This is a genomic window from Devosia sp. 2618, from assembly GCF_040546815.1.
Classification (GTDB): Bacteria; Pseudomonadota; Alphaproteobacteria; order Rhizobiales; family Devosiaceae; genus Devosia.
Map to the genome: position 1 here is coordinate 3,755,522 of NZ_JBEPOO010000001.1, position 24,743 is coordinate 3,780,264.

22 protein-coding genes and 2 pseudogenes are annotated in these 24,743 nt (G+C 58.8%); 9 read left to right on the top strand and 15 right to left on the bottom strand.

The annotated features are described in order from the left end of the window. Positions 1-23 precede the first annotated feature (23 nt). Entirely contained in the window at positions 24-803 is a 780-nt protein-coding gene (locus ABIE28_RS18510) for a FadR/GntR family transcriptional regulator (protein ID WP_354065500.1), read from the top strand. Positions 804-1,025: 222 nt separating this feature from the next. On the opposite strand, the pseudogene ABIE28_RS18515 reads toward ABIE28_RS18510, so the two are convergent. From ABIE28_RS18515 to ABIE28_RS18530, 4 genes and pseudogenes are all read right to left on the bottom strand, one after another. Further along, positions 1,026-1,238, bottom strand: a pseudogene (locus ABIE28_RS18515) (IS3 family transposase); the annotation flags it as partial. Between the two features lie 321 nt (positions 1,239-1,559). Then, positions 1,560-3,137 carry an ABC transporter substrate-binding protein gene (locus ABIE28_RS18520; RefSeq protein ID WP_354065502.1) on the bottom strand — a complete coding sequence of 526 codons (1,578 nt, stop codon included), beginning with the start codon at positions 3,135-3,137 and terminating at the stop codon, positions 1,560-1,562. Positions 3,138-3,300: 163 nt separating this feature from the next. Continuing rightward, positions 3,301-4,128, bottom strand: a complete 828-nt coding sequence (locus ABIE28_RS18525; RefSeq protein ID WP_354065504.1) for an ABC transporter permease — start codon at positions 4,126-4,128, stop codon at positions 3,301-3,303. A gap of 2 nt (positions 4,129-4,130) precedes the next feature. Further along, positions 4,131-5,069: an ABC transporter permease gene (locus ABIE28_RS18530; protein ID WP_354065506.1), complete on the bottom strand. Its 939-nt coding sequence runs from the start codon at positions 5,067-5,069 to the stop codon at positions 4,131-4,133. 190 nt (positions 5,070-5,259) lie between these two features. Between ABIE28_RS18530 and ABIE28_RS18535 the strand changes: the two genes are divergently transcribed. From ABIE28_RS18535 to ABIE28_RS18545, 3 genes are read left to right on the top strand one after another with little or no spacing between them, the layout of a single operon-like run. Next, positions 5,260-6,246: an ABC transporter ATP-binding protein gene (locus tag ABIE28_RS18535; RefSeq protein ID WP_354065508.1), complete on the top strand. Its 987-nt coding sequence runs from the start codon at positions 5,260-5,262 to the stop codon at positions 6,244-6,246. Beyond that, complete coding sequence (locus tag ABIE28_RS18540) at positions 6,243-7,265, top strand: ABC transporter ATP-binding protein (protein ID WP_354065510.1); 1,023 nt, start codon at positions 6,243-6,245, stop codon at positions 7,263-7,265. The genes ABIE28_RS18535 and ABIE28_RS18540 overlap by 4 nt, the downstream gene beginning before the upstream one ends. 4 nt (positions 7,266-7,269) lie before the next feature. Further along, positions 7,270-8,628, top strand: coding sequence for an MmgE/PrpD family protein (locus ABIE28_RS18545; protein ID WP_354065512.1), 1,359 nt, complete (start codon positions 7,270-7,272; stop codon positions 8,626-8,628). Between the two features lie 352 nt (positions 8,629-8,980). Here ABIE28_RS18545 and ABIE28_RS18550 read toward each other — a convergent pair whose 3' ends face one another. Together ABIE28_RS18550 and ABIE28_RS18555 are read right to left on the bottom strand one after the other, a co-directional pair. After that, the gene (locus ABIE28_RS18550) at positions 8,981-9,613 is read right to left on the bottom strand and encodes a tyrosine-type recombinase/integrase (RefSeq protein ID WP_354065514.1); all 633 of its coding nucleotides are present in this window, start codon (positions 9,611-9,613) and stop codon (positions 8,981-8,983) included. A 126-nt stretch (positions 9,614-9,739) separates the two neighbouring features. Beyond that, complete coding sequence (locus ABIE28_RS18555) at positions 9,740-10,636, bottom strand: LysR family transcriptional regulator ArgP (protein ID WP_354065516.1); 897 nt, start codon at positions 10,634-10,636, stop codon at positions 9,740-9,742. Between the two features lie 92 nt (positions 10,637-10,728). On the opposite strand from ABIE28_RS18555, the gene ABIE28_RS18560 reads away from it, so the two are divergent. The 3 genes from ABIE28_RS18560 to ABIE28_RS18570 all read left to right on the top strand — a co-directional run bounded on the left by ABIE28_RS18560 (position 10,729) and on the right by ABIE28_RS18570 (position 13,361). Beyond that, positions 10,729-11,340 (top strand): LysE/ArgO family amino acid transporter, encoded by a 612-nt coding sequence (locus tag ABIE28_RS18560; RefSeq protein ID WP_252929741.1) that lies wholly within the window; start codon positions 10,729-10,731, stop codon positions 11,338-11,340. A gap of 21 nt (positions 11,341-11,361) precedes the next feature. Further along, positions 11,362-11,982, top strand: a complete 621-nt coding sequence (locus ABIE28_RS18565; protein WP_354065518.1) for an FMN-binding negative transcriptional regulator — start codon at positions 11,362-11,364, stop codon at positions 11,980-11,982. Between the two features lie 473 nt (positions 11,983-12,455). Next, the gene (locus tag ABIE28_RS18570) at positions 12,456-13,361 is read left to right on the top strand and encodes an ABC transporter substrate-binding protein (protein WP_354065519.1); all 906 of its coding nucleotides are present in this window, start codon (positions 12,456-12,458) and stop codon (positions 13,359-13,361) included. Positions 13,362-13,482: 121 nt separating this feature from the next. Here ABIE28_RS18570 and ABIE28_RS18575 read toward each other — a convergent pair whose 3' ends face one another. The 7 genes and pseudogenes from ABIE28_RS18575 to ABIE28_RS18605 form a co-directional block, all read right to left on the bottom strand. After that, positions 13,483-13,890, bottom strand: a complete 408-nt coding sequence (locus ABIE28_RS18575) for a DUF1428 domain-containing protein (RefSeq protein ID WP_354065521.1) — start codon at positions 13,888-13,890, stop codon at positions 13,483-13,485. Positions 13,891-14,632: 742 nt separating this feature from the next. Next, positions 14,633-15,559, bottom strand: coding sequence for a manganese catalase family protein (locus ABIE28_RS18580; RefSeq protein WP_354065523.1), 927 nt, complete (start codon positions 15,557-15,559; stop codon positions 14,633-14,635). Positions 15,560-15,738: 179 nt separating this feature from the next. Then, positions 15,739-17,577, bottom strand: a complete 1,839-nt coding sequence (treZ, locus tag ABIE28_RS18585) for a malto-oligosyltrehalose trehalohydrolase (protein WP_354065525.1) — start codon at positions 17,575-17,577, stop codon at positions 15,739-15,741. A 134-nt stretch (positions 17,578-17,711) separates the two neighbouring features. After that, positions 17,712-17,948, bottom strand: coding sequence for a hypothetical protein (locus tag ABIE28_RS18590; protein ID WP_354065527.1), 237 nt, complete (start codon positions 17,946-17,948; stop codon positions 17,712-17,714). A gap of 123 nt (positions 17,949-18,071) precedes the next feature. After that, positions 18,072-18,965 carry an SDR family oxidoreductase gene (locus ABIE28_RS18595; protein ID WP_354065529.1) on the bottom strand — a complete coding sequence of 298 codons (894 nt, stop codon included), beginning with the start codon at positions 18,963-18,965 and terminating at the stop codon, positions 18,072-18,074. 445 nt (positions 18,966-19,410) lie between these two features. Beyond that, positions 19,411-20,189: pseudogene (locus ABIE28_RS18600) on the bottom strand (SDR family oxidoreductase). Continuing rightward, the gene (locus tag ABIE28_RS18605) at positions 20,189-20,512 is read right to left on the bottom strand and encodes a nuclear transport factor 2 family protein (RefSeq protein WP_354065531.1); all 324 of its coding nucleotides are present in this window, start codon (positions 20,510-20,512) and stop codon (positions 20,189-20,191) included. The pseudogene ABIE28_RS18600 and the gene ABIE28_RS18605 overlap by 1 nt, the downstream one beginning before the upstream one ends. Before the next feature lie 96 nt (positions 20,513-20,608). Between ABIE28_RS18605 and ABIE28_RS18610 the strand changes: the two genes are divergently transcribed. Continuing rightward, entirely contained in the window at positions 20,609-21,508 is a 900-nt protein-coding gene (locus tag ABIE28_RS18610) for a LysR family transcriptional regulator (RefSeq protein ID WP_354065533.1), read from the top strand. 716 nt (positions 21,509-22,224) lie between these two features. Here the strand turns inward: ABIE28_RS18610 and ABIE28_RS18615 are convergent. Both ABIE28_RS18615 and ABIE28_RS18620 read right to left on the bottom strand, forming a co-directional pair. Beyond that, positions 22,225-23,016, bottom strand: coding sequence for a cyclase family protein (locus ABIE28_RS18615; protein WP_354065535.1), 792 nt, complete (start codon positions 23,014-23,016; stop codon positions 22,225-22,227). Positions 23,017-23,126: 110 nt separating this feature from the next. After that, the gene (locus tag ABIE28_RS18620; RefSeq protein ID WP_354065537.1) at positions 23,127-23,774 is read right to left on the bottom strand and encodes a helix-turn-helix domain-containing protein; all 648 of its coding nucleotides are present in this window, start codon (positions 23,772-23,774) and stop codon (positions 23,127-23,129) included. A 172-nt stretch (positions 23,775-23,946) separates the two neighbouring features. On the opposite strand from ABIE28_RS18620, the gene ABIE28_RS18625 reads away from it, so the two are divergent. Continuing rightward, a complete protein-coding gene (locus ABIE28_RS18625) occupies positions 23,947-24,735 on the top strand; it encodes an SDR family oxidoreductase (protein ID WP_354065539.1) in 789 nt (262 codons plus the stop codon). Positions 24,736-24,743: the final 8 nt, after the last annotated feature.

The window sequence follows — 24,743 nt, forward strand, 5'->3', positions numbered from 1 at the left end:
CATAGCATGTGAGAAGGCCCGGCATGTCTGATGCAGTAACCAGAGATGACGAGGACAAGCGCCCCTCGAACCTGACCGCGCAGGTCTATAATGCGCTGTGCCGCGCGATCCTGCGTGGCGATTACCCCATCGGGCAGTCATTGCCCTCGGAAGGGGAGCTTGCCGCGCGTTTCGAGGTCAGCAAGCCGGTGATCCGCGCTGTGCTGCAGCAATTGTCGGCGCTCGGCGTCATCGAAATCCGCCAGGGCAAGCCGAGCATCGTGCGACGGGTTTCGCCGCGCCCGCTCGAATATTTCTTCTCTTTCGCCATGATGGAAACCGAGAACGGCCTGATGGAGGCTGTGCAGCTCCGGCGTGGGCTCGAGACCTATATCGCCCAGCGAGCCGCCGAGCATATCAAGGTGTCGGACCTCAAGAAGCTACAGGAAACCATCAAGGCGATGGAAGCAGCGCGCGGTGATCCGGAAGCATTCATTGAAGCCGACCTCTCATTCCACATGACATTGGCCGAGGCGAGCGATAACCGCCTGCTGATGTTCCTTGTTCACGCCCTGCGCGGAACCATCCACGAAACAGTGCGGATGCTGCATGTGCGCGGCATGCTACCTGATCGCTCGGCTACTATTGCGCGCCACGTGGCCATCGTCGACGCCATCGCCTCTTGTGATCCTGAAGCGGCGCGGCTGGCGATGTCGGCTCATTTCGACGCCAGTGAAGAACGCACAATGAGCGCCAGTTCCAAAGGCCTGGCAATGCTGGAGCCCGAAGCCATTATCGACTTTCTGGAACGAGACGAGACATAGCTGTGTAGCTCAACAAGTTGCCCCAGCCAGCGCGAGGTGATCGATTGGGGGGCTGATTTGGACTGCCGTGACGAGCGTGCAAGCATACCCTGCGCGCGCTTGGCGCTTACGTGCAGTCGCTGCTTGGGTGAACTGCGTGACTTCCCTGTACCGAACCGCGCCGGGTTGCCGGAGGCCGTTTGGTCTAAGTTATGCGGCAATGGCCGATTGATCCAGTACGGCTTATTGGTCGGCCTTGGCTTCGGCCGGCGCGAATGTTTCCGATGGCTCGAGCAGGCGCTGGTTGTTGAAGCAGTCGATCCATTCGAGGGTGGTGAACGCTACCGCTTCTTAGCTGTGCCAGGGGCCGCGTCCGTGGATGACCTCGGCCTTGCAGTGACCGTTGTTGGTCTTGGCTAAGGCGTTGTCATAAGAGTGTCCAACGCTGCTCAGGGAAGCCAGACATGCGAGCAGCACCATACACTTGCCTCAGCCCGTCCGCTTTAAGGAGGCTGCATCGAGCGGCTGAACGTCCGTAATGGGGCGCACAGCGGCCGGGCGTGCAGTCGTATATCCGAGGCAATTACTGACCCCATAGCGCTCGTTCGAAGCTAGACTTTCGGAGCCTGTAGCTGCCATTGCACTGAAGACCGCAACTGCAGCTTCGCGCCTCTGCGCCTCTATCAGTCGGCACTGCGGCGAGTTTGCGGGTCAGGGAAGGCCGGATTGCGCCGATAGATTGGGGGCGCCGGCTGAACCGGCGCCCCTATAAGCTTGCTACTGTTTTACCGAAATATAGCCAGGGCCGAGCAGCATCGCGTTGGAATTTATGGTTGTCCACTCGTACTTATTGGACACCACCCAGTCGACCACGCTGCGCCACAGCATCAGGGCCGGCTGTTCCTTTTCCCAGATGGTGACCATCTGGCGGAACAGTTCGACCTTCTTGGCTACGTCGGGTTCGGCGAGATACTGGCGGCCCAGTTCGACGAATTCAGCTGGCGGCGCCCAGCTGCGGTCGGCATCGCGTGTCGCACGCGCCGATTCAGGGCCCCAGAAGCCCCAGATCGAACGGGACGGCGTACCGTCGAACGTGGTGGACATCGACATGTTCAACACGCCGAACGGGTGCTGCAGTGCCAGAGGCCAGCTATCGACTATGTTAAGCTTCACATTGACGCCCAGATTACGCCACTGCTCGGCAATGTACTCGATGGCCAGGTCGAAGTTCGGATAGGCGCCGCGCACGACGTTGATCTGGACTTCCTCGCCATTGTAGTTCGACTTCTCCAAATAGGCCTTGGCGGCTTCTGGATCATAGGTGATCAGCGGCTGGATGCTCGGATCGTAATAGGCCGGCGAGTCAGGGAAGTTGAACGGCGCCGGCGCCACGGTTGCATCGCCCCACAGGCTTGCAACGAGCGATTCACGATCGATTGCCGCCGACAGCGCATAGCGCAGGTTGACGTCCGCCACCGGATTCGGCCCGAATTCGGGCAATTCCAGCGTGTTGTATGCCAGCAGGATATAGTTGTCGCCGGGACGGCTGATATAGGTCAGTTCGTCATAACCCTTGACCGTATCGATCTCGTCGACCGGGGTATTGACCATGATGTCGAACTCACCCGAAACCATGCCAGCAAGGCGCGCCGAGAACTCGGGCACGATGCGGAACTCGACGCTCTTGAGCGGCGGCGTGCCGCCCCAATAGTCGTCAAATGCCTCGAGCTTGACGTGGCTGGCGGGATCGAACTCCACCACCTTGTACGGCCCGGTGCCGATCGGCAGCTGGCCGAACTTTTCGACGCCCTGCTCCAGATAGGCGGCTTTCGGCACGACAAAGCCCAGCGGCGTCACGAAACGGAACGGCAGGTTGGGATCGGGGATGCTGGTCTCAACTTCGACCGTGGTCGCGTCGATGGCCTCGACCCGCGCGAACGAGTCAGTGTAGCGGGTGCCGGCGGGAACCAGGGCATTCTCACCCCAGATGCGTTCGGACGACAGGGTGAAGGCCACGTCTTCGGCGGTCATCGTCTCGCCATTGTGGAACTTAACGCCTTCGCGGATCTTGAAGCGCCAGGTCAGGTCATCGACCTGTTCCCACTCGGTCGCGAGGGATGCGCGCAGTTCGCCACCTTCGGGGTCTTCGACAAAATTGCGGCCAACGATCGGATCGTAGATGCTGTCCATGATGCGCTGGGAATTGGTGGAATTCCCATCGATTGGCTCGATGCTGCGGTAAAGACCGTTGACGGCAATGACCACATCAGGACGGGTGTCCTGCGCCATGACCGGCAGCGCGAGCAGACCGGTGGCGATAAGCGCCACGGCCGCCTTGAAGATACGCATGCTCATAGTTCCTTCTCATAGTCGTCAGTCACACCCGAACGGCGGTGGACCGGTCCCGTTTGATACCAGCGTGGGCTCCGAACGAGAAGTTATCCGTTTCTCCTAGCGCGCCCGAAGCCAGATTGTTTTGGCGGGGATCGGCATGATCGTAGATTGCCCGCCCAAGGGCCTAGCGGCCCTGAAGTGTCGGGTCCAAACGGTCGCGCAGGGCATCGCCCAACAGGCTCACCGAAAGCGTGGTGACAAAGATCAGCGAGCCGGGAATAACCGATAGCCACCAGGCGCGCCCGAGGCTATCGCGGCCCTCGCCGAGAAGCTGGCCGAGGCTGGTAAACGGCGGCTGGATGCCCAGGCCAAGAAAGCTCAGCCCGGTTTCCAGCAGGATGGTCTGCGGGAAATTGAGTGTGAGTTGCACGATCACGACGTTGAATACCGTGGGCAGGATATGGCGGAAGTCGATAACTGCCGGGCTAACCCCGATGGTGCGCGCCGCATCAACGAAGGGCAGCGTATGGGCCGACATCGCACTGCCGCGCACGAGACGCGCATAGCTCTCCCAGCCGTAAATGCTCAGGATAGCCACGAACAGGGCCAGCGAATTGCCGAAGATGGCCAGCGCCGCGAGCGCAATGATCATGAAGGGAATTGCTGCCTGCAGGTCGATTGCCGCGTCGATCATGCTCCCCAAAAAATTGGGCGAGCGTGCCGCCACAAGGCCCAGGACCGTGCCCAGCAGCGCCCCGACAATAGTGCCGATAAAGGCTAGCCCCAGACTCAGACGCGTACCAAAAACCAGCCGCGCCAGTGAATCGCGGCCCAGCCCGTCGGTGCCCAACGGATAGGCCCAGGTGCCCCCAAGAAACACCGGCGGCTTGTTGCGATCGAGCAGATGCGACACGTCATAGGCATTGGCGGTGAACAGGTCGCCAAAGGCGGCGAACAGGAACACCAGTCCCAGCATGGCGGCAGGCAGGGCGATGTTGAGGCGGATCTTCATCGTCACTTGGCTCCCGACTGACGCCTGGTGCCGATCCGTGGATCCAGCCAGCCATAGAGCAGATCGACTATCATGTTGGTTGTCGCCATGGCTGCAGCCGCCAGGATCACGATCAACTGCACCACCGCCAGATCACGCTCCGTCACCGAGATGACGAGGAGCCGCCCAAGACCCGGCCAGGCAAAGACCGTTTCGGTGACCACCGCGCCGGCGATCATCGCCCCGATGCTGAACCCGGCCAGCGTCACCAGCGGCACCAGCATGGCGCGCAGCACGTGATGGGTCATCCGGCGCAGCGGAGGGATGCCATTGGCCCTGGCCGTCCGCATGAAAGGCGACGACAGCACTTCGAGAACTGAGGACCGGGTCAACCGCGCATAGGAGCCAGCCGAAGCGAGTCCCAGCGCCACGGCCGGCATCAACAGGCTGATCGGATAGTCAAACCCGCCACTGGGCAACCAACGCAAATTGAGGGTGAACAGCAGGATCAACAGAATGCCGAGGAAGAAATTGGGCATGGCGAAGCCAAAGACCGAAAAGCTCATAACCACGCGATCAACCCAGCTATTGCGGCGGGCGGCGGCCAGGATGCCCGAAGGAACACCGAGCAGCAAAGCGATGACGGTCGCGGTGCCGGTCAGGATCAAAGTCGGCACGATGCGCGGCGCCACCAGGTCCCAAGCCGGTCCGCCGGTGCGGAAGGAGATGCCGAAATCGCCCTGCAGCAGGCCCCAGAGATAGGACCAGTACTGTACGAAAAACGGTTGATCCAAGCCAAAGCGGGCGCGATAGCGATCAATGACGATCTGTGGCGCATCCGACGGCACCATGGCCGCAACCGGATCGCCGGCGAGCCGCAACATGATAAAAACCAGCGTCGCGGCCGCCCAGACGGTCAGCAACAGGCGGAGAAGTTTTTGCACAAAATAGGAAAAGGACACAGCTGCAAAACGCCGATTGTAGAACGGAATGGGACGCCTGGACGCGCTCGTTGTTTCCGATTTCGCAGCCAAATGCAAAGCATTTACCGCCGCTTGGCTTGGCTCCAATGCAATTGACATGTTACAGCCATTGCCAACGCGCTGGCCCCAACGGGTCGCCCAATCCCTCGAACTTTCCAGGTTTTGCGTCATGACGGAACCGTTGCTGACGGTGAAAAACCTTACGACCCGCTATGCCACCGCATCGGGCTCGGTACTGGCCGTCGACAATGTGAGCTTCACGCTGAACGCGGGTGAGGTTCTGGGAATCGTCGGCGAATCGGGGTCGGGCAAGAGCCAGATTTTCATGTCTATTGCCGGGCTGACGGCCCCCAATGGCAAGATCACGGGCGAGGCGATGTTTAATGGCCGCGACCTGATCACCGCCGGCGAAAAAACCCTCAATCATGTCCGTGGCCGCGAACTCTCCTTCATCTTCCAGGACCCGATGACGGCGCTCAACCCGTTCCGGAACCTCTCCAGCCAGCTGACGGAAATGCTGATGCTGCATCGTGGCATGAGCAAGAGCGCGGCCCGGGCCGAGGCCCTGCGCCTGATGAACCGCGTGCGCATTCCCGAGGCCAATCGCCGCCTCGACATGTTCCCCCATGAGCTTTCCGGCGGCATGCGCCAGCGCGTCATGATCGCCATGGCCCTTTCTTGTTCGCCCAAGCTGCTGATCGCCGATGAGCCGACGACGGCACTTGATGTGACCGTGCAGATTCAGGTCCTCGACCTGATCGATGAAATTCGCCGTGAGGAAGGATTGGCCGTGGTGCTGATCACCCACGACATGGGTGTTGTTGCACGCCTTTCCGACCGCGTGCTGGTCGTCTATGCGGGCAATATCGTCGAGCAGGGCAGCACCGATGAGGTGCTGCTGGCCCCCAGCCATCCCTATACACACGGGCTTCTGTCCAGCATGCCCGACATTGGCCGGCCTCTGGGTGAGCTGGTTCCGGTACAGGGCTATCCGCCCGATGGCCGCCAGGAGCGCAAGGGCTGCATGTTCGCGCCGCGCTGCCGCCAATCCCAGCCTGTATGCATCGAGCGGACGCCAGTTCTCACGCCACCTTATGGGGCGCACGGCCAAGCCTGTCATTTCCCGCTCAATGCGGATGCGAGGCTGGCATCATGACCATCATTGCCACCGCGCAAGCCGAAGGCCTGAGCGTCCGCAACCTTTCGGTAAGCTATAAGATTTCGCGCGGGCTATTGGCGCCACCCGACGAATTACGTGCCGTGGTCGATGTCGATCTCGACATCGCGCCGGGCAAGACTCTCGGAATTGTCGGGGAATCGGGCTGCGGCAAGTCCACCCTGGCGCGCGCCATCCTGCGGCTCGAGCCCCCCCTGGGCGCGACACTGGTCTGGCGGGGCCAGAACATCGCCTCCATGTCGGACAACGAATTCCGCAAGGTGCGCCCCGACATGCAGATGATCTTTCAAGATCCTCTGGCGTCGCTCAATCCGCGCATGCGAGTGGCCGATATCATCGCCGAGCCGCTGCTGACCCATCGCAAGGATCTTAACCGCGGCCAGCGCCAGGAACTGGTCGCGGAGGCCATGCAACGGGTTGGCTTGCGACCGGAAATGGCAACGCGCTTCCCGCATGAATTTTCCGGGGGCCAGGCCCAGCGCATTGGCATTGCCCGCGCCATCATCCTCAAGCCGCGCCTGTTGATCTGCGACGAAGCGGTTTCGGCCCTCGACGTTTCCATCCAGGCCCAGGTCCTGGCGCTGTTGAAGGACCTGCAGCGCGAAATGGGTCTTTGCATTCTGTTCATCAGCCACGATCTGGCTGTGGTCCGGCATATCTGCGACGATATCATGGTGCTTTATCTCGGCCGCGTCGCCGAATATGCGCCGCGCGATGTGCTGTTCGAGAGCCCGCGCCATCCTTATACAAGGGCGTTGATCGCCTCTGTGCTTTCGAGTGATCCACGCATTGAAAGGCACCATCAAAGCCCAGTTATTGGCGCTGACATGCCTTCGCCGATCAATCCGCCTGCCGGTTGCCCGTTCCATACCCGTTGCAACATGGTGGAAGGCATTTGCCGGACAGACCTGCCCCCACTCTTGGCCTGGCCAGACGGTGGCAATGTAGCCTGCCACATCAGCAATCGCACTTTACCGACGACGCATTCCAAGGACTAGACCAATGACACTTACCGATCGCCAGTGGGTGGCCCGCCACCTCGAACTGCTCGACGCCGAGATCCCGGCGGACTATGCGTCAGTGATCGGCCGGCTCGTCTCGGACACCATCGCCATTGCGAGCTATGCTCGCCAGCATGCCATCGGCGGTACGGCTTTCGATGCAGCGGGGCTGGCACTGGGCGAGAGCGGCACCAAGGTCTGGGGCGCACCACAGCGGGCCGCCGCGCTCGACGCGGCATTCCTCAATGGCAGTGCGGCCGAAGCCCTCGATTTTCAGGAAGTGCTGATCAATGGCCGCAACAATGGCCATGCGGCCGTGGTCATCGTGCCGGCCGTGCTCGCCTTGGCGGAAGCGCGTGGCGCATCGAGTGAAAGTGTGGTGCGGGCAATCTGGATTGCCTTGGCCGCCAATATCGGGCTGGGGGAAACGTTGGGACGCGCCCACCGCGCCAACGGCCTCGGGTTTAGAACTACGTCATTAACGGCCCCACTGGCGGCCGCACTGGGCTGTGCAGTCTTGGTCAGCGACGATCTCGACATTGCACTGGCGGCGTTGGGCATCTGCGCCGGAACCCTGCCTGCCGGCCTGCTGTCGGCCATGTCGCCCAAGATGGGCAGCTACAGCCCCGACAAGGATTTTTCCGTCGGCTTCTCGGCGCGGCATGCGCTGCACTGCGCATTGCTGGCCCTCGGCGGCGCGACCGGACCGGAGCAGCCGATCACCGGCGACAAGGGCTGGTTGGCGAGCTTTGGCGCCGGCAGCGGTGACCAGAAGTATCTGGAGATCGCGCCCGAGGCGCGCGACCTCACTGCCTATTCCATCAAGCTCTACCCCGCCAATTTCGGCTGCCAGGCGGCCATTCGCGCCGCGGTCGAAATGGGCAGGACTCTCCGTCCCGACCAAGTCAGCCGCCTTAAGGTCCACGTCAAGTCCTCCAGCGCCGCTTCGCTGTCGATAAGGGCCATAGACAATCATCTGGCCGCTCGGTTCAGCCTACCCTTCGCCGTGGCCAGCGCCTTTGTACGGGGACGCTCGGTGCTGGAAGATTTCGAGGGCGATGCCGTGCAGAACAGCGAGGTCCTCAACTTCATGGACAAGATCGAACTCGTAGGCAGCTATGAGCTGGAGGCGATCCACCTCAGCCGCGGCGTCTTCCCCTCGCGCGTCGAGGCTTATGCGGGCGACCTGCTGCTCGCCAGCGATGCCTATGACGGCCCCTTCGACAACTTCACCACGGCACAAAGCGACGCGGCGTTCGTGGAGAAGCTCAAATCACTGTGCGATACTGAAACCGTTGCCGTCCTCTCGCAATATTCGCAGCGTGTCCTCGACCCAAAGAGTGTCGGCAGCCTGTTTTGAGGGAGCGTGCCGACCCTAATTCGATTTCATGGCAGACAATGACCTTAGTGGCTGGGCGATAAGCACAACTCGGCCGACGGGAGTTCTCGTACCGTAGATCAACATGTCTGAAATCCGTTTTCGTGGTCAGAAGCGCTCAATCCTCTCACGGCCCCGAAATCGTCAATTGTCTAAGGTCTGTTTCATCGACTAGCCGATCCAGGAGCAGACTGTCCTCGTCCCAGGCCAGTGTTGCGGTTGCCAGAACCAGATCGAACCGACCGCTTTCAGGAAAATGAAATGGTAGCTTGAACGGCGGGAGTGGGGCGCTTCGCCGACGACCCATCTGCGGTCGTCGGCGAAGTCGCACCCATTAGATTTCGGTAGCCTCCGACAAAGAAAGGGCATCATCAACGTCGACGCCCAGGTACCTCACCGTGTTCTCGATTTTGCTGTGGCCGAGCAGAATCTGGATCGCTCGAAGATTGCCGGTCGCCTTGTAAATCAGCGAAGCCTTGGTGCGTCGAAGAGAATGGGTGCCGTATTCCTCTGACGGCAGTCCAATCGCCGTCACCCACTCATCGACCAGACGCGCATACTGGCGGGTGCTCAGATGCCCGTCAGGCTTTACGCGGCTGGGAAAGGCAAAGTCATCGACGGTGCCGCCCCGCCGTTCCAGCCAAGCAAGCAGACTGCTTCGTGCGTCTGCCGTAATTTCAAACTGAACTGGTCGTCCAGTCTTCTGCTGAACCACCATGGACCTGGTGCGGATTATCGGGCCGGATACCAGGGTGCCAATCCTGATCTTCACGAGATCACACCCCCGTAACTTGCTGTCGACAGCAAGGTCGAAAAGCGCACGATCTCGCATCCGACCTTCCCGATCAAGAAAGAAGCGGATTGACCAAATCTGGCGAACCTTGAAAGCGCGTTTAGCGCCAACTTGTTTGCCGGCATTCCAGGCAGGCTTTCGTGCTGCAGCAGGATCATACTGTGAGATACCCATTACATTTCTCCATCGGCCAAAACGGCCGAAAGAGGAACGATTATGGCAACGTCACTATCGGCAGGTGCCGACCCCATTCCGGTCATCCGCAGACGGAATTAATGATCCCGAAAGCCGACATCAGCCCTAGCTCTGTAAAAGCGAGTTCTTGGCGGTATTGACGACTTGTCGCGTCAACTCCGGAAACTGGTTCTGGGCCCATCGGCTAACCTGCCAGTAGAGGGGGATATCCGTGGTTGCGCCGGGGAATAGCTCAACAAGACGCCCAGCCGCCATATGGGCTGCCACAAGGTCTATCGGGTTGAGGCTCCAACCAATTCCGAGAGTACAAGCCTCTACAAATCCATGCGTCGATGGGAGCCAATGCGTCGGCGGGGCTGGGGGTGATTCAAAATTGGCTGCTAGCCAATCCCCTTGCATGGTGTCCTTATTGTTGAATGTGAGCACAGGTGCTTGCGACATCGCTTCCGCGTTGACCCCTTTTGCGAAATGCCTTTGCATGAACTCTGGGCTGGCGGTTGCGACGTAGCGCAGATGACCTAACGCTGTAACGGTGCAGCCAGCCGCTGGCTCCGGCATTGACGTGACGGCGGCGAGAACCCGGCCTCGCTTCAACCAATCGAGCGTGTGGTCCTGATCGTCTACGGCGATGTTGAGCATCACATTGGAGCGCTTGGTGAAACCCGCCACTGCTGGCAAGAACCAGGTTCCGAGGCTGTCTGCGTTCACAGCCACATCGACAGTTACCGGTCCGCTCGAAACATCGCCAAGCTCGGGCAGTTGTACGACCAGATCGTTCTCCAACTGACCGACCAGTTCCATGTGCCGACACAGCCATGCCCCCTTGTCGGTGGGGCGGCAGGGCGTGCCACGTTCTACCAGCACCGCTCCCATACGTTCCTCAAGCTGCTTCACGCGCTGCGAGATGGCGGAGGGCGTAACGTTGAGGGCTTTCGCAGCCTTTTCGAAGCTGCCCGTGCGCACGATCGCTGCGACCGCCGAGGCGGCATTGTAATCAAGCATAATTAGCCATCCTTATGCTGCATTAATTACTTTAACTGGTCTAATGCAGGTTCGGCGTTTACGCCAACGGGCATGCAGCACGAATTTTCACCATGAACCCGTCGATTTTCTTTACCGGCCTCGGAATGGGCCTGAGCCTTATTGTAGCCATTGGTGCGCAAAATGCCTTCGTCCTGCGACAGGGGCTCAAAGGCGAGCATGTGCTTGCTGTCAGTCTGACTTGTGCAGTCTCTGACGCTGTGCTGATCGTAATCGGCGTTACCAGCTTTGCGCGGATAGCGAACTGGCTACCTTGGGTCGATCCCGTGATGAGGCTCGGCGGCGCAGCGTTCCTCGCATGGTATGGTGCAAGAAGCATGATGTCCGCCTTGCGCTCTACGAACACCCTTTCTGTCGAGAGCGACCAAGCTACCAAGCCGCTTTTGCCGACGCTGCTGACGTGCCTCGCCCTGACGTGGCTGAACCCCCATGTCTACCTCGACACGGTAGTCCTGCTGGGTTCAATTTCCACCCAGTTCGGTGAGCAACAATCTGCGTTTGCCGCTGGCGCAGTCACAGGATCGTTTCTGTTCTTCTTCGCCTTGGGCTTCGGCGCTTCGCTGCTGCGACCAATCTTTGCAAAGCCAGTGGCCTGGCGCATTTTAGAGGCCATAATCGCTTTGGTGATGTGGGCGATCGCGCTTAGGCTCGTCACCGGCGCATAACGTTTCTGATCGGAGTGACTGATGTACCTACCCGACCATTTCAAGGAAGTTGATCCCGCCGAAATTGCGTCGATCATTGCCGGCGCACCCTTGGCCTGCGTGGTTGCAAATTCTTCGGAGGGCCTGGTCGCCAACCATGTGCCCCTCATGTTCGACAAGAGCGGCGACCTGATCGGGCACTTTGCTATTGCTAACGATATGCATCGCACCGTTGCAGATGGTCAGGAGGTTATGGCCATCTTTCGCGGGCTCGACGGTTACATTTCGCCCAATAGCTACCCCTCGAAGCTGGAACATCATCGCCATGTGCCGACCTGGAATTACCAGGTGGTGCACATTCATGGCATCATTACTTTCCAGCACGACGAACGCAGCAAGCGGGCTGCGATCGGTTTATTGACCCGCGACCAGGAACGCCGGGTCAACGGTGATAGGGCCTGGAGAATGGCCGATGCACCAGCCGACTATATGCTCGACATGATCGGCAAGATTGTTGCGTTACGGATTTCGGTGACACGCACGATCGCAAAATCCAAGCTCAGCCAAAACCGGGATCAACGTGACTTCGACGGAGCAGTTGAGGAGCTGAAGGCACACGGTGACCAAGCCCTGGCCGAGCGTATGGTCGCAAAGCGGAACTGATGTCTTTCGCTCATATTCGCGTCAGCTAGATGTCTGCTCCAAGGGATTTTAGCGAAAGAGCTGACAGTCCGGAATCCACCCCATAGACGTCACCGGCATTCTGGTGATGCGAGAATTACTCCAGCGGCAGGACCCGTGCACACCGCCGCCATAGCTCACGACAGCTTCGGAGGCCTGCTGAACAGGCCCCCCCGAAATCAGCTTCCGTAGCAATCCACGGGAATTTACTTTCCTGAGGGCCGCGGGACAATCCGTTCCCAGAGGAAACTGCAGTCCAGCCTTCCAGCCGCCTAGTGAACGACTCTGTCGCGGGCGAAGGTGGACCGTGCTTGGCTATTTATTGACAAAAAATGTCACCTTATTTAGATCGGCACCCACCGGTACAATCCGCCGATTAGGAAAGACCCATGACTAGGCCAATTCGCTTGATCGCCATGACGACAGTCGCCACTCTCGCTCTGCTAGGCTCGGGGATGGCCGAAGAATGGAGCTGGACGGATGCCTCAGGCAAAGAAATCGTGCTCGATCATACGCCGAAGCGCATCGTCATGTGGGCGAACAGTGCCGCCGCCCTCATGCCGCTCGGCATCACACCGGTGGGAGTATTCGCGGATGAGGACCCCAAGATCGATCCAAACCTGCGCTACCTGGATCTGACAGGGGTCGATATCGTTTCCGAAACTTGGGAGAGCGTGGATGCAGAGCGCATCCTCGCGCTCGATCCAGATTTAATCATCACCGAGTTCTGGCTGGCCGATCGATCATATGCTGGTGCCATTGCGGTGGGGGGAACGCAGACGCAGCTCGAGAAAGCCATCCCCATCATCGGCATCGCTCAAGGCAGTTCGATCGTGACCATGATCGAAGACTATACAGCATTGGCAATTGCACTGGGTATTCCGCCGGACGATACGCGACTGACCGAAGGGCGGGCCAGTTTCGAAGACGCGCGGGACGGCTTCAAGGCTGCGCTGGCGGCCAAACCTGGCTTGCAGGTTCTCGCCGGCGGTGCGAGCGAAGACGAACTTTATCTCGCCGTTGCCCACAACATTGCTGAGCTTTCAGATTTTGCCAGTTGGGGCATGAATTTTGTCGATGTCGGGCAGGGAGATGAGATCAATGCGCATTACAATTTCCTCTCTTGGGAAAACATCCAGGACTACCCAGCTGACCTTTTCATGGTCGACGCCCGGACTGGGAAGGAAGATATTTACGCGACGTTGGCGAACCACCCATTGGCCAACCGCATTCCGGCTGTCGCCGCTGAGCAGTTGACCGATTGGCCCGCTTACTGGTTGCGCAGCTATGACGCCTATGCCGCCGAGCTGCTCCGGCTTACGTCTGTGATCACAACGCTAGATTCTGACGTGGTGCCGTAGGGCTAGCCAATTTGACCTTGCTTGAAGTACGGAAGCAAAACTAATGGAACTGCGCTGTGTCGGGCGGTTTTGTCATTGATTGCTCTCGACCCAAGCCCAAAAGGCTGACGATCCTGCAGCGTCATCGCAAGTCTATTTCGACATCAAACCCTCCGACGATCAACCTTCGGCCGTCGAACACGGGCTCTTCGTCCATGGTGGCCTGTATGCGGGGATCTACCACTACGGCCTTTACTGCATAATCGCGTACCTCGCGGCTTGGCCACTCAGTTATCGAGACCACAGCAGTCTCACCTTCACCGGCTCCTGCAAGTCTTCTAAGGTTTGGCAAATCGCCAGGCGAATAATCATTCATGGCATCTGCAGCGTGGAAATCTGCATCATCACTCGCCTCCTCGGATTGCCAACAATCGAGGACACGAACTGCACCATATTCGCGGTAGATTTCAGCGATCCGGGCAGAAAACGCGAGATACTCAGCTTTATGGTCCGTGCGCACAGGCACAATAGTGATGTCACAGAAAGCCATTGTCTCTCTCTCAGTGGTGCAACTCGGGCAAAGATGGATCAGCGCGTGGACGCTGACAACGCCGTTTATTTTGAAACCGTCTCCCGCGATGTACCGCTATTTGCTCGCTCAACCGTTCGCTCCCAAAACACGGCCGGCGTCCCCAACCAAGTCGGGCTCCGAACTTGGAACCAATGATCCGCAGCCGCATTCTCAGAGCCGAGACCTGGCTAATTTTGGTGTCGACGCAATCACACCTCAACCATGCCGGGTCTCACCAAAAGCCGCCGCATGTTGCCACCAGAGCACATGAGAGGCGGCTTTTCTGTCAATGTTCAGCTTATAACTCGCGTAGGAGCTGGGCGGGGCGAGCTGGCGGCTTGGGACACCGGCTCAAGCCCCTGCGACCTAAAAGAGCCGCAGCCTGATCAAATGTCTTGGGCTGCCGAAACGATATTCGACATTCGTCTAATTGAGTATGCGCCCTAACAAAAAGGCCCCGCGCTGGGGCGGGGCAGTTTCTTGCTGGCGAAACGATGGAGGTCTTCCAGCTTTCGCAGTCCGGTATTTTACTCATGGCGTGGACAGCTTCAATACAAAAAGGCCCCGCCGGAGCGGGGCAGTGGATCACAGCATGATGGGACGCTAACAAGCCGCGTCATGGTTTTAATGCTCAAGAGTAGGGCCGCTACCAACAAAAGCCCGCCGGCCACATCGCCACACCCAGCCGGCGAACTGAGGCGGCGTTGCCGCCCCAATTCGTTTACCGGGAAGCCTGGTAGAGCTTGGATGCGATTTCGTAGAATTCCTCGGGGGCGTAGTCCGGCGTAAAGGCGGATGGTACACCCTGCAACTGCTGCATTTTACCTCCTTCGGGAATGCCTTCCACAACTTCCAGCGGGCCGGGAGGATCGCCTGGCAGGGCGACTTCGTCGTTCGACCAAATCCCGGATATCTCTTTGTAGTCGTCTTGGCTCCACGTGTAGAGCCGACGGTGAGAGCCCTCATCGAGATACTTCTGGCATTCGGGAATTTTGGACAAATTGATATTCGGCGTTGGAAGCATCTTTTCGATTTCAACGCCCGTCAGCTTCTTGATTGCCAACGCATAGGAATGCGCATGGACGGATCCTCTCACCAACAGATAGCCACAGACTTCCCGGCCTGTCGGATCCGAAAGCGTTTCATACACCCGCAGTTTATGCAGCCGTGCGCCGCATTCCAGGTGGAAGTTGTGCAGCAAATCGAAAATCACATTGCCGGTGGTGGTGATGAAATCATTGTTCCACGACACGCCATTGCTGTTGACCGGCGTCGCGCCACCACCATTCGCGAAGAAAGCCGACGCCAGACGAATGTCCTGCATCGCCTCAAAAGGTGACTTCGAGATGTCACCGCCATCGCCCTTGTCGCCCTTTGGCTTCTCGGGGCCATTGTTGATCATGGCGACGCCATTGCTTACCAATTCAACGTGGGCGAGTTCTTCTGCGGTGATCGAGGCCACGAGCGAGTAAAATGGGCGTAACTTGTCCTTGCTCCGAAAATTGAAGCTCTGAAACATGTAGTTTCCGAGCGTGGACATCTCGCCGTACTTTCCACCGAGTAGTTCTTGGAGTGCAGCGGCGGCGTTTGGATCCTGCTTCTTCGGAGGCGGAAGGTCCGTAATCAACCTATCGACACGCATAAACATCGGCCATCTCCTTTGTAGGGTCGACGCTAACGGTATCGGGAGCTGAGCGTTCCATTGGAACGTGCTTGAGCCGCACTCACGCTTCCTGGCAGGTGTTTCTCAGGGCAACGCTGTTGTGTGCCGACCAGCTGCAGTTACACGCACGAGTCTCGTGCCGGCGCCTTTCTTTGGTCGCGAAATCACACATCGATTGTCCACAACGCTGTCCATGGCCCCAGCTGCCCTTCAGCCACAAACCCCTGGAGAAAGACGCGGCGGCCAATGACACTCGGCACGTTGGTTTGCGTACTGCCGTTGAGGTTGGCATAAAGTCGCAAAGTGCTGCCATCGCCCATTCGCCAACTCACCAGGACGCTATTGGATCCAAGCACGTCGTAGTCCGAGGCAAACCCCTGCTGGTTGGTCAGCCGAGGAATGATCTCCATTTTTCGGAGGTCAATGAGCGACCGATAGTGCTTCAGCCAGTCAGCGTGGAGCGCGCTCTCGAGCGTTTCCCAGTCCAACTTTGCCGAATTGAAGGTCTTGGTGCTGGTCGGGTCGACTGCGTCCTCAACGTCCGGCTTGTTTGGGTCTTCATGCTCCGGCGTGCTTTTCAGTTCCTCCTGTCGTCCTTTGCGCACTGCGTCGCGCAGCTCGGCCGGGACATCGGAAAAGAACGGGAAGGGCCGCTCACTTGCCCATTCCTCGCCCATAAAAAGCATCGGGATCTGTGGAGAGAGCAAATAGACCGCGGTCAGCGCCTTGACGGCGTCGTCGTTCGCCAGGCGCGTGATCCGATCACCTTTTATCCGGTTGCCGATCTGGTCATGGTCCTGCATGTAGACGACAAATGACGTGGACGGCAGTCCCTCGCTTGGCTCGCCCAGGGCCATACCCTCGTGCGGTTTCATTTCGCCCTGATAGGCAAAGCCCTCGGCCAATGCGCGTCCCAGTTTGTCACATCGTTGATCGAGGTCTTCGAAGTCGGCGTAGTAGCCGGTATTTTCACCTGTAGCCGCAGCGTGCAGCAGGTGGTGCAGATCATCATTCCATTGCGACGTGTAGTGGATCGGCTCAGACTCGCTGTTTCGGCGCAACCAGAGTTCCTGATTGTCCGAGTTCTCTATGATCAGGTGTGTGTGCCGATGCGGCCGCGACGCTCGTGTGCGGGCCGCCAGCAATTCGAGGATGTGGCTGGGGCTGTCGTCGGTCATTGTGTGTACCGAGTCAAAGCGCAGGCCATCGAGATTGAACTCGTTCACCCAATAAAGGGCACTCTCGATCGTCAGCTCCCGCACAACGGCGGCGTCTGGGCCATCAAAATTGATGGCTTCGCCCCATGGGCTCTTATGGCGGTCAGTAAAAAGCGGCGCGACCCTCGGGAGATAGTTTCCGTGTGGTCCAAAATGATTGTAGACCACGTCGAGGAACACCATCAGTGACAGGCTATGAGCTTCGTCAATGAAGGCCTTCAGGTCCTCGGGCCTGCCATAGCTCGCATCAGGAGCAAACCACATGGCACCGTCATAGCCCCAATTGAACTTCCCATAGAAATCCGCGACCGGCATGATCTGAATGGCCGTTACGCCGAGCCTAGCGAGATGGTCGAGCTTTGCCGCCGCAGCGGAGAACGTGCCTTCTTTGGTAAACGTGCCGATGTGGATTTCATAAATGATGGCTTCTTCCCAAGGACGCCCCGTCCACCCTGCGTCGTTCCAACGGTAAGTTTGCGGGTCGACCACCTCGCTGAAGCCGTGAACATCGTCCGGCTGGTAACGCGATGATGGATCTGGAATTTCGGCGCCATCTGGCAGCACATATTTGTAGTGCGCTCCAGCCTGGACATCCTCCACGTCAAGTCGATGCCACCCATCTCCAACGGCTTCGAGTTCCAGAAGCGACCGCCGCCCTTTGATCTTGAGCCGCATGATCTTGCACTTAGGCGCCCATATTTTGAAGCGTGTCCCGCGATCTCGAGTTTCAGCACCAAATCGCATTTTGTGGCTTCGGATTAATCCACTCGGACTTGCACGCCGCATATTTCGCCTCACCCATTACGCCAGGATCGCCGCCGCGCTGGTGGGGCACTGAGTGTGCTGTGGCAGCGGAATAGGCGCTCTGTAACGACTTGCCGCCAAGACCGTTCCGCCGGATTGTAAGCAACCAGCGCTTCTCAAAGTGCGCTGCGCTGTTGCCATGCAGAGCTGTTTCTCAGCCGCACGGCGCGTTCGAGAATGCGCTCGGTTAGTATGGCGCGAACTAGCCCGGCCGCATCCTGCCCGCTTGCCGGCAGCACTACAACACTTCCCAATATGCTTGCGTGGATGACACCAAACTCGACGTAATAGGCAGCTTTGTAGATCTGTCCGGCGTCAGTAACTTGGACTTCCAAAACCTGTTGTTGATGCATGGCATCGCTCCCCTCCAAATTCACCGCCGACAATGCGCGTATGCCCACTGGGTTCCCGGCGAGATGGGAGAAAAAGCCTAGACGTCATCCGTTTTGATGGTTTGGTTCATTGCGTGCACATACCTACGCGACACCTTTGCCCCCGGTCGCACCGAAGACCTCACCGGTAATGAAGCTGGCTTCCTGTGAGGCCAGCAAGACATAGATTGGCGCTATCTCGACAGGTTGGCCGGGTCGACCGAATGCGCTGTCCTTGCCGAAGTTTTGAACCTTCTCTTGTGTTTGGCCACCAGAGGGCTGCAGCACAGTCCAGAACGGTCCAGGTGCGACCACATTGGCGCGAATGCCTTGTGCGATCACCTGCTCTGAGAGAGCTTTGGTGTAGGCCACAATTCCTGCCTTGGTCGTCGCGTAGTCCAGCAAATGCGATGACGGCTCGTATGCCTGTATTGAAGCGGTGGTGATAATGGACGAGCCTGGCTTTAGATGAGGCACTGCTGCTTTGGTGGTCCAATGCAGCGCGTAAAGGTTCGTCTTCATGGTCTGGTCGAAGTCATCAGTCGACACGTCGGCCACGCTCGGCCGGGTTTGCTGCCTGGCGGCGTTGATCACCAGGATGTCGAGGCCTCCAAAGGCCGCAACGGTTTGCTCCACCATAGATTTACACCAGCTCTCGTCGGTAACGTCGCCGGGCAATGCCAGTGCCTTGCGACCCGCCTTTTCGATCAACGCGATGACTTCCTTTGCGTCTTCTTCCTCGCTTGGAAGATAGCCAATGGCGACATCGGCGCCCTCCCTGGCGTATGCTATTGCCGCTGCGCGTCCAATGCCGGAATCGCCGCCTGTGATCAGCGCCTTTCTCCCCTCAAGCTTTCCAGAGCCAGAATAGCTTGTCTCACCGTGATCAGGTGTGGGCGACATCTTCCCGACTAGGCCGGGGGCAGTTTGCGGCTGTTTCGGGAAAGGTGGAGCGGCATACTGGTATCGTGGATCCTGCATCGTCAGTCGATCAGTCATCGGGTTCTCCTAGGACGTTGTGATCGGACAACGATGGGCAGGGGTATGGGTTGCCTTAGGGACGAGCTTCGAGGCGGCACCTGACTTGGCAAAGTTCAGCCGATCACATCGCCAGCGTTCGCTTGGAGTTCGGCACGTGCCAGCCGCTAGGCTTGGGAGCTGAAACCTCGGTCAACAGATTTGGTACCGAGATTCGCGTCATTCGCGAGATCTTCCAGCGGCTGGACCTGCGCATGCCGCCGTATCTCACGGCGGCTCTAAAGGTTTGAAACCGGTCTCCCGCGCTGGACCGCTGTTTTTCTCGGTCAACCACCCCGGTCACGGCGCCGTGGTGACGCTTACCCCTAAGAGGTCATTTGGGGCGGTGGTCGTGATCTACCCCAAGCGACTGCACAGCTGCTTGGGGTAGATTGTGACTGCAAACCTTCCTGTATCCCTCAACGGCCTATGCCGTCGGCACAGTTCCACCGTCGATGACATATTCGGTGCCGGTTATTGAAGCGGCCCGGTCCGAGGCGAGGAATGCGATGAGGTTGGCCACTTCTTCGGGTTCAGCTGGCCGCCCCAAAGGAATGCCGCCGAGCGAGTCCATGATGATCTTGACGCCACCGGCAAAGTCGGTGCCAGCCTCACGGGCGAGGCGTTCAGCAAGCCCCATAGAGGCCTCACCGGCGATCCAGCCGGGGGACACGCGCACCACGCGCACCCCCTTGGGCGAAACCTCCTTCGAAAGGCTCTTGCTGTAGGTCGATAGGGCCGCCTTCGCCGCAGCATAAGCGGTCGTCGCTTCGGGCAGCGGCAACTGGTTCTGGATGGATGTCACGTGAATGACGACACCGCTGCCTTGGGCCAGCATGGCTGGCAATAGTGTACGGTCCAATCTGACGGCAGGGTAGAGGTTGAGGTCAAACGCCTTGCGCCACTCATCCTCGTCAAGCGCGGCAAATCCGCCGCCGGGTGCCGACGAGCCGCCGAGCATATTAACCAAAATATCGATCCCGCCGAGGCGCTCGTGCACGGCTTCGGCGACCGATGCATAACCGGCTTCGGTCGTCAGATCGGCTGCGACAAAACTCTCAATTGGTAGTGCCTCGGGCTTGGCTCGTGCCGTTGTCAAAACCCGGGCGCCCAGCTCACGAAACAACGCCACTGATGCAGCCCCCGCACCGCGCGTGCCGGAGTGATGAGAACACGCTTGCCGCTTAGATCGAGAAAGTTGCCCATCAGTGGATCTCCAACAGGCTGATCTTGTGGTCAGCGAGGGTGAAGGCGAAATCCAGCACGATGGGGCTGTTGGGGAAGTCGCCGCTGACCTTGCAGCGGACAATGACACGGTCGCCATCCACAATCTGCTCAATCGGTTCGGTGACGAGATCGGCGTATTTTTCGGTTGAGCTGAGACGCCAGGCGAGAATCTCCTCGTGACCGGTGTGCACCGCACGCTCATCCTTGACCACCGCGTCCGTCGCGAAGCTTGATGTGAGGGCAGCGCGATCCGTCCCGCGGTCTGTAGCAAAATAGGCTTCTATGGGGCTGGGAAGTTGCATCAGGGCATTCCTTGTTGTGATGCCACTGATATGCGTTTGGATCGCAATCGAGATAAGTGGGATATAACGCCATGCCTAGATGAATGGAACGGGACAATGTATCGAGCAGCGCTAATTGACCTGCATGCTGTTATTGCAGTGGTGCGACGAGGGTCTTTCCGAGCGGCCGCAATCGAGCTGGGCCTGTCCAGCACGGCCTTCAGTCACACAATAGCAAAGCTGGAAGCCGGCTTGGGTGTGCGCCTCTTTAATCGCACCACGCGCAGCGTATCGCTGACAGACGCCGGCCGCACTTTTGTTGATCAGGTTGGCCCTGCGCTGCAGGACATTGGCGACGCGATGGAGGCGGTGCGGGCGCAAATGGACAAACCCACGGGTGTATTGCGGATTAATGCGGCAATCACAGCTGCCCGGGAAATCCTCTCACCCCTGCTGCTGGAATTTCTGGCCCGTTATCCGGACATGGAAGTCGACCTTGTGACCGAAGGTAAATTGGTCGACATTGTGGCCGGAGGTTTTGATTTGGGGGTGCGCACTGCCAACTTGGTACCCAGTGACATGATCGCCGTGTCGTTGGGACGGCCGCAGCGCTACGCGGTGGTTGGGTCTCCGGCCTATTTTGCAAAGTGCCCAGTTCCGCAAACACCGGCAGATCTTTTGATCCACCGTTGCGCTCGCGTACGCCTGCCTAACGGGGCGCTTTATCGCTGGCAGTTTGAAAAGCAGGGCGAAAGCGTGCAGGTCGATGTGCGCGGGCCGATCACGCTGGACGAGGGCAGCCTGTCTCGTCAGGTCGCTCTGAGCGGGTTAGGCCTAATCTATATCCATGAGTATTCTGTCTTACCCGATATTGAAGCCGGGCGGTTGATCCGGGTGCTGGAGGATTGGACCCCTCCACTTCCGGGACTATCCATCTACTACCCCGGGCGCCGCAATCTTTCCGCCGGTGTACGCGCTTTCATTGCTTTAACGCGTGAGTTAGCGGCGATGCCATGACTCCATGAAGACAATCAAAGGCCGGATCGGCCTAAACTATTCCGGATCGAGTCACACTGTAGGGCCCAGCCGCGAAATCGTGATTCGATGATGTTACCCAAGCAGTCAGGGAATGTCCGCTGACTGCAATCTTTCATCTAAAGCCGCCCGTCGGCTTTCCACCCCATTATAGTCATCTCCTGGACGTGAGCGGACGGGCGGCTTTTCAACGACTGCAGAACAATTTCCGAGTTTGAGGGAAGCGAAATCTGGATCGCCACCGACCGCAGCTCAACCGTAAAAGCCTTTGTGCTGGTGCCGCTGGTTACTGTCGTGTTTCGTCAGAGCGACCGTTTGGCCCATGCGGAAGATGCGGACAACGCTCCCTTGCCTACAGCGGAAAGAACCGCGCCAAATCGCGCGCGGACGGTCACGGCCTCTCATCTTGTGACAGCAGGCGAGGATTTCGTTCGACCTGCCCGTTGGTGTGCAGGAGCTCGGCTAGAAGTTCGACGAAAATATGCTCGACTCCGATATCCTCGAGGGCGGCATTCGCCTCTTGGACGTGACGGACGCGAACGACATTTCCAGAAGCTGATCTCGCCCTGCCCACGCCAATTTCGCAGCTGCTTGGATAGGTGGCCAGGCGTTCTTTGCGCAACCATCGGAACATTTATGTCGCCGGGCGAAAGCTTGCCCTGTTTGACCGGCGACATTTGGCACGAAAAGGTCGATACTTAGTTGCTCACCAGCGCAATTGCGCGGCCCATGCCCCCCGTTGCGCCCTCGAACTTGTGGGGCAGGAAGATGAAGATGGCGCCACGCGTTGGCAACTTGCCCAGATTTGTGAGATTCTCGGTCGCAAGAATGCCGCGGCCGAGCGCTGCCCAATGGGGAGAATAGTCATCCTGCATCTGTCCGATGCCGCGCCCGTCGATACCGACATGCTTGACGCCACGTTCATGCAGGAGGTCGAAGGCGTCTGCGGTTGGAGCCGGGTGCGAGCGATCGTAGCGGAAGCCTTCGGGGTAGGGCCGGAAGTAATTGTCCGACCAGTCCGTGCGGAAGAGAACGATATCGCCCGGCGCGAATCGGCCGTTCTCGGCTTCCCATTTTTCGAGATAGGCGCGATCAATCAGCGGACTTTGGGCAAGGTTCGTGGTGGTGCCCTTTGGAACTGTGTCGATAAGCGGACGGCAGTCGACCACGACTGCAGCGCCAATCATGTCGTTCAGGTCCAGCTGCTCGATGGTGACTGTGCCATACTCCGTTGCATGCTCGAGACCGCTTTCCAGGGTCGGGATCATGTGGCTGGGAGCATCGATATGGGTCCCGGTATGATCGTCGTGAACCTGCACATATTCGAGGAATTTGCCGCGCGGCCAGGTGTAGTGGTTCATCATGTACTGGCCAAAGCGCTGCCCCTCTGGCGGGGAAGACGGCTGGTTTTCACCGGTGAGGACCGAAAGGTCGACCAGGGTTGCGCCCTTGATCAGAGAAAGCAGAGCATTGGAATTCGCGTCGGACATCGGTCTATCCCGGGTGTTGAGAACATAGGGATAATGGGCGACGTCAGTGCTGTGTTGTCAATAGTTTCCTAAAAGAAAAAAATATTGACACATAAGAAACGCTCTGCCGGTCATTTGGGACTCCGTCCTTCGAGCCTCTCCATCAAAACCTCTCGCAGTGTTTGGGCGAGGTTTGGTGTCGCGCTCGAACAGGTGACGAGTAGCTTTACCGGCTTATCGCCGGTCGCCAGATAGGCATGGCCCATCGTGCTGTCGAAATATGCCGAATCGCCTGCCGAAAGCTTGGTGGGCTCATAAGCCTCGGTGTGCAACTCCACCGTGCCGTCCAACACGTAGAGGAACTCCTCGCCGACATGGGACCAGAGGCCTCCAACGTCGTTGAGACTATTGGCGCGCACCTCGATGACCATGGGAACGATGCGCTTATGGGCGATATCGGTGCAGAGATAGGTGTACGTGAAATTGTCGTCGCCCATTGTGAGGCCTGACTGCCGGTGCGATATGCTGCGGCGGCCCGAGAGGCGCTTCCAGTCTTCACTTCTATTTTGCGAGGGCGAGACCAGGTCGCCTATTTCGATTCCAAGTCCGGCGCAGAGCTGCAGAATCGACTGATAGGACGGCGAGATCAGGTCGTTCTCGATCTTGGACAATGTCGACTTCGAGATCCCAGTCTTGTTGCTGACGTCGGCGAGAGTCCAGCCGTGGTAGCCGCGGCGTTCGCGCAATGCCTGGCCGATCGTTGGTTCAGTGGATTTCACATTCAACTCGATGTCGGGGCTGCCCTTGTCGGGGTGCCGGGTGAATTTGGTTCATATATTAGCGCAACCAAGCTCGCCTTCAAGCGAAGGTTTCGATGGTTGCCTTGTTGACACGATGTTTCCGATATGAAACCTTCCTGCAACGAGCCCTATCGAATGGAAGAACAGCTTAATGTCAAACCTAGCAGGCAAGGTCGTCTGGATAACCGGAGCGGGCAGCGGCATTGGGAAGTCCACTGCTGAGCTCCTGGCGACTTGCGGAGCAACAGTGGTGCTGACCGGCCGACGGGAAGAACTTCTGTCTGCGGTCGCCAAGGGGATTTCCGATCGCGGCGGCAACGTCGAAGTCGAGGCGGGTGACCTTTCGGACGCCAGCAAGGTTCAGTCGATCGTTGACGCCATTGTGTCACGGCACGGTCGCATCGACATTCTGGTCAACAATGCCGGGGTGAATATCCGCGATCGCTCGACAGACGTTCTGACGCCTGAAGGCGTTGACACCTTGATCAGCACCAACCTTGCTGCCGCCTTCTACTGCGTGACCGCAGTGCTGCCGGCCTTTCGCAAGCAGGGCGGCGGCTTGATGATCCACACCGCGTCCTGGCTGGGCCGACATAGCCATAAGCTTGCGGGCGCAGGCTATAGCGCCACAAAGCATGCCGTGGTCGCCATGAGCCATGCAATCAACATGGAAGAATTCTCCAACAACATCCGCTCTTGCGCCCTGTGCCCGGGCGAGGTGGCGACCCCAGTGCTCGACAAGCGCCCTGTCCCCGTTCCTCAAGAGGAGCGCAATCTGATGCTGCAGCCCGAAGACCTCGCAGCGCTGATCAGAATGGTCTGTGAGTTGCCAGAGCGCATTTGCCTCAACGAGCTCGTGGTCAGCCCGACCTGGAACCGGATGTTCCTGTCACAACAGAACTCAGGTCTCGTCGCACCGCGCGTGTCGGCAACAGCTTGAGGCACGGG